At 60.3% G+C, this 2,878-nt stretch carries 3 protein-coding genes and 1 pseudogene; 2 read left to right on the top strand and 2 right to left on the bottom strand.

Annotated features, from left to right (window positions below; all coding sequences use genetic code 11):
• A pseudogene (locus ACTJGZ_RS15515) lies at positions 1-447 on the bottom strand (polyphosphate kinase 2); the annotation flags it as partial.
• Positions 448-1,131: 684 nt separating this feature from the next.
• The gene (locus ACTJGZ_RS15510; RefSeq protein WP_441663798.1) at positions 1,132-1,494 is read right to left on the bottom strand and encodes an ArsR/SmtB family transcription factor; all 363 of its coding nucleotides are present in this window, start codon (positions 1,492-1,494) and stop codon (positions 1,132-1,134) included.
• Between the two features lie 270 nt (positions 1,495-1,764).
• Between ACTJGZ_RS15510 and ACTJGZ_RS15505 the strand changes: the two genes are divergently transcribed.
• Both ACTJGZ_RS15505 and ACTJGZ_RS15500 read left to right on the top strand, forming a co-directional pair.
• Positions 1,765-2,289 carry a rhodanese family protein gene (locus ACTJGZ_RS15505; protein ID WP_441663797.1) on the top strand — a complete coding sequence of 175 codons (525 nt, stop codon included), beginning with the start codon at positions 1,765-1,767 and terminating at the stop codon, positions 2,287-2,289.
• Positions 2,290-2,344: 55 nt separating this feature from the next.
• Positions 2,345-2,551 (top strand): YgaP family membrane protein, encoded by a 207-nt coding sequence (locus ACTJGZ_RS15500; protein WP_441663796.1) that lies wholly within the window; start codon positions 2,345-2,347, stop codon positions 2,549-2,551.
• Positions 2,552-2,878 lie beyond the last annotated feature (327 nt).

Below are 2,878 nucleotides of genomic sequence, written 5' to 3'. Positions count from 1 at the left end.
GTCAAACAGCACGATCTCGCCGCCTGCGGGCAAATGCTGAACATAGCGCTGGAAATACCACTGTGAACGTTCGCGCTCGCTGGGGGCGGGCAGGGCGGCAACCCGGCAAATACGCGGGTTCAGGCGCTGGGTAATCCGCTTGATGGTGCCGCCCTTGCCGGCGGCATCGCGCCCCTCGAACAGCACAACGATCTTCAACTTCTTGTGCACGACCCAATCCTGCAGCTTGACCAATTCACCTTGCAGGCGCAGCAGTTCACGGAAATAAAGACGGCGGTCCATCTCGTCGCCGTCGCTGCCTTCGGCATCTGGCAGCAGATCGGTCAAATGGGCCAGGCGTTCATCGTCCAGTTCCATTTCCAGCTCTTCATCCAGGCTGTCGATGAGGTCGGCGCGCATGCGGCGGGCAGTATCGTCCAGGGACGGAACGCGGAAAGAATCGTTCATGGAAAAAACCTCAATCTGGGAAATTCAATGAAAAAGCGGCGTATCGGTTCTGGCCACAGGCCTTAATAACTCAAAGTCACAGCGCAAAGCGCGCCGCCAAGCATATGCACTTCAGATGACGGTGCCATGACACGGCGGCTGCACCCGAATGGCGGTTCAGCCTGAACAGCGGCAGCCAGCTCTCCTGCGGGCGGGCCGCTGACAGGCGCGCTTGGCGCCGCCAAAGACTGCCAGACCGCATGCCAACTGGCTGGCCGCCCGGCCAGCAACTGGGGACGAGGCAGAAAACAGCACCGTGACCGCGCATAAATCCCGCACCCTAGTAGTGACCCTATCTAGGGCATTCCCCTAGTGCATCCTGCACCGGCATCGTGCACAATTGCATCCATGCAGGTGAGGAGACATGCCCTGCATGGGCAGCGAACCGGCGTGATCCGGCTTATAAAAATCATAAAACCAAGCAGTACCCTATAAAAAGAAGAAAGCAAAAAGGCCAGCGCAAGCTGGCCTTTTTGCGTTGCCTGCTGCTTTCGTATTACCTGCTGCTTTCGCCTTGCCTCCCGATTTTCTGCCTGCTTGAGGGCGAATGCAATACCACGCGGTGCGGCCATGGCCGGGGGGCGGCTTTATAAGAAGCCTGCTTGGCGGGCTTTTATGGCCCAGCCGTGCCAGGATCAAGCGTCTTCAGGCTTCTGGCGCATGTGTCTGACGGGATGGAGCAGGCGCGGCACAGTAAATATCCCAGAGCGTATGCATGATACGCACGACATCTTCGTTGGCCAGTCGGTAAAAAACGTATTTGCCTTCTTTCTCCGTCGTCACCAGCGCCTCTTGACGCAGCACAGCCAGCTGCTGTGACAGCGTGGGCTGCCGGATGCCCGTCGCATTCTCCAGCTCGCTGACGTTCAGACGCTGGCGGGACGCAATCTGGCACAACAGCATCAGCCGGTCCTCGTTGGCCAGCGCCTTGAGCAGGGCGCATGCCTGTCCGGCATGTTCACGCAATTGCTCGGGCGTCATGGCGAAAGTCGTATCGGGCGTGTGCATATTGGGCATCAAATGATTAAATAAATTATATAATATTAGTTGGTATATTAATTCAGGCGCAGCACGCCAAGACAGACCTTGCCGCCAGCCGCCTACTTGCCTACTTGCCTACTTGCCTACCTGGCCATCTGGCCACTGCGCCAACTGGCAGCAGGATTCACAGGGCTTGCAGCGCTTGAGACAGGCGGCGGGCCATCAGGGCCTCAGTGGTGCGCCAGCGGACGCATGGCGGGCCCGCACAGAACAGACAATCTGTCAGGAGTCTTTTATATGTCATTACCTGTCATTTCTCCAGTTGCCGCGCGCCAGCTGATGGACAAAGGCGCGCTACTGGTCGATATCCGCGGCGCGGGCGAGCATGCGCGGGAACATATCGGCGAGGCGCGCCATCTTCCCATGGAACAACTCCTGAATGGCGCGGGCATAGAAAACGCGCCCGCTGTCATCTTTCATTGCCGCTCCGGCAACCGGACATTGCTCAACGCCGGAGCGCTGGCCGCCTGCGCGGACTGTCAGGCCTACATACTCGAAGGCGGCCTGGATGCCTGGAAAAAAGCAGGCCTGCCGGTCGTGCTCGACGCCACACAACCCATGGAACTGCAGCGCCAGGTACAAATTGCTGCGGGTGCCATGATACTGCTGGGCACCCTGCTGGGGACATTCGTGGCGCCGGGCTTCTATCTCATCCCTGGCTTCATCGGCTGCGGCCTGATCTTTGCCGGCCTCTCAGGCTTCTGCGGCCTGGCGCGGCTGCTCATGAAAATGCCCTGGAACCGCCGGGCCAGCAAGGCCTGAATGGGCGGCCCAGCCTGGCACTGCCATCACAAACCCCAGCCAAACGGGAACAAACATGAAAACCAACGTCGGCGGCATAGACCGCCTCCTGCGCGTCGTCGCAGGTCTGTTACTCATCATCCTGGCCGCCTCAGGCGTCATCGGCGGGTGGGGCTGGCTGGGCATCCTGCCGCTCCTGACCGGCCTGGGACGCTACTGCCCGCTCTACACATTGCTAGGCTTCACCAGCTGCCCGCGGCAAACGCACAAACCCCAGCGCTAAGCCACCCCCGCTGCTCAGATCCGGGGCAGCGAAACCCGAATCATCCAAACGGGCAACCTGTGGCTCAGACAACCTGTAGCTCAGGCAACCTGCGGCTCAGACAACCTGTGGCTCGGACAACCTGCGGCTCAGGGAGCCTGACCTCCAGGCAAGCAACTCACACCCAGTCAAAAATCGGGAGCCGTATCGGGAGCCATATCGGGTGGCGCAACCCTCATCAACGCGAGCGGCAGGGCGAGCCTGAGCGTTGTGGCAGTGGAGCGTGCCGGGTTGGGTGGTGCTGGCGGGGCGGACGCACATGTTTGAGCGAGACGCTTGCGGACAGTC

The organism is Kerstersia sp. (genome assembly GCF_052103615.1).
Taxonomy (GTDB): Bacteria; Pseudomonadota; Gammaproteobacteria; order Burkholderiales; family Burkholderiaceae_B; genus Kerstersia.
This window is presented reverse-complemented; position numbering and strand designations above follow the sequence as displayed.